The organism is Streptomyces sp. MB09-02B (assembly GCF_033794485.1).
In the GTDB taxonomy this organism is placed as follows: Bacteria; Actinomycetota; Actinomycetes; order Streptomycetales; family Streptomycetaceae; genus Streptomyces.
In genome coordinates, this window is record NZ_JARGEE010000788.1 from 1 (window position 1) to 1,931 (window position 1,931).

The 1,931-nt window shown below is 71.9% G+C and carries 3 protein-coding genes; all 3 read left to right on the plus strand.

What is annotated here, in order from left to right; translation table 11 throughout:
- The coding region (locus P1P70_RS44050; protein ID WP_319248042.1) for a PDGLE domain-containing protein at nucleotides 1-396 on the plus strand (396 nt) is incomplete at its 5' end.
- 1 nt (nucleotide 397) lies between these two features.
- Complete coding sequence (gene cbiQ, locus P1P70_RS44055) at nucleotides 398-1,159, plus strand: cobalt ECF transporter T component CbiQ (protein ID WP_319248043.1); 762 nt, start codon at nucleotides 398-400, stop codon at nucleotides 1,157-1,159.
- Nucleotides 1,147-1,923 (plus strand): ABC transporter ATP-binding protein, encoded by a 777-nt coding sequence (locus P1P70_RS44060; RefSeq protein ID WP_319248044.1) that lies wholly within the window; start codon nucleotides 1,147-1,149, stop codon nucleotides 1,921-1,923. The genes cbiQ and P1P70_RS44060 overlap by 13 nt, the downstream gene beginning before the upstream one ends.
- Nucleotides 1,924-1,931: the final 8 nt, after the last annotated feature.

Here is a 1,931-nt window from a genome sequence, read left to right on the forward strand (position 1 = left end):
ACTTCCGCCCCCGCCGCCGAGCCGGCCACCGCGCCCGCGACCGCACCCGTCGCCGCCCGCTCGCCCCGCAAGCTGATTCTCGCCGGACTCGGCACCTCCCTCCTCCTTGCGGGTGTCGTCAGCTTCTACGCCTCCGCGAGCCCCGACGGTCTGGAGAAGGTCGCCGCCGACAAGGGCTTCGACGCCAAGGTCGAGGACCACGCCGCCGCCGACTCCCCGCTCGCCGACTACGGCGTCGAGGGCCTCACCGACGCCCGCCTCGCCGGTGGCCTCGCGGGCGTGATCGGCGTCGGCGTCACCGTCGTCGCCGGTACGGGGATCTTCTGGGCCGTACGCAAGCGGCGCAGCGGCGAGGACGACGCCGCGTCCCCGACGTCCGTGCCCGAGAACGCCTGACATGGGCGCGGGCCACGTCCACAAGCTCTACCGGCACGCGCACTCGCCCGTGCACGCCCTGCCGCCGCACACCAAACTGGCGGCCGTCTTCGCCTTCGTGGTCGTCGTGGTGTCGACGCCACGGGAGGCGATGTGGGCGTTCGGGCTGTACGCCGTGCTGTTGGGCGTGGTCGCGTACGTGGCCCGGATCCCCTACGGGTTCCTGCTCCGAAGGCTGCTGATCGAGGTCCCGTTCGTCGCGTTCGCCGTGCTGATGCCGTTCGTGGCGCAGGGCGAACGCGTCGAGGTCCTCGGGATGTCGCTGAGCGTCAGCGGCCTCTGGGGCGCCTGGAACGTCCTCGCCAAGGGGACGCTGGGCGTCGCCGCCTCCGTCCTCCTCGCCTCCACCACCGAACTCCGCGCCCTCCTCCTCGGCCTCCAGCGGCTCAGACTCCCGCCGCTGCTCGTCCAGATCGCGTCCTTCATGATCCGTTACGGCGACGTCATCACCGACGAGATGCGGCGGATGCGGATCGCCCGGGAGTCACGCGGGTTCGAGGCGAGCGGCGTACGGCACTGGGGGGTGCTCGCCAAGACCGCCGGGGCGCTGTTCATCCGCTCGTACGAGCGGGGCGAGCGGGTCCATCTGGCCATGATCAGCCGGGGGTACGCGGGCACCATGCCCGTCATCGACGAGGTGACCGCGTCCCGGGCGCAGTGGTCGTACGCCTTCGCCCTCCCGGTCGCCGCGCTCGTCGTCTGTCTGCTGGGATGGAGCCTGTGACCGTGTCCGAACCTCCGCTCGCCCCGTCCCTCGAAGTCACCGGGCTCGCCTTCGCCTACCCGGACGGCCACCAGGCCCTCTTCGGCGTCGACTTCACCGTCGCGCGCGGCGAACGGGTCGCGCTGCTCGGGCCCAACGGGGCCGGCAAGACCACCCTCGTCCTGCACCTCAACGGCATCCTCACCGGGGGCGCCGGCACGGTGACCGTCGCCGGGATGCCCGTCGGCAAGCGGCACATGGCCGAGATCCGGCGGAAGGTCGGCATCGTCTTCCAGGACCCCGACGACCAGCTCTTCATGCCGACCGTGCGGGAGGACGTGGCCTTCGGGCCGGCGGCGGCGGGCATGACCGGGCCCGAGCTGGAGGCCCGGGTGGACCGGGCCCTCGAACAGGTCGGTATGGCGGACTTCAAGGAACGGCCGCCGCACCACCTCTCCTTCGGGCAACGGCGCCGGGTGGCCGTGGCGACGGTGCTCGCCATGGAGCCGGAGATCCTCGTCCTCGACGAGCCGTCCTCCAACCTCGACCCGGCGTCGCGGCGCGAACTGGCCGACATCCTGCGGTCGTTGGACGTCACGGTCCTCATGGTCACGCACGATCTGCCGTACGCGCTCGAACTGTGCCCCCGGTCGCTGATCCTCAGCGAGGGGGTGATCGCGGCGGACGGTCCGACGGGTGAACTCCTCGTCGACGACGCGTTGATGCGTGCGCATCGGCTGGAACTGCCGTTCGGGTTCGATCCGCGGTCGGTGCGGGTGGGATAGGGGCGGGG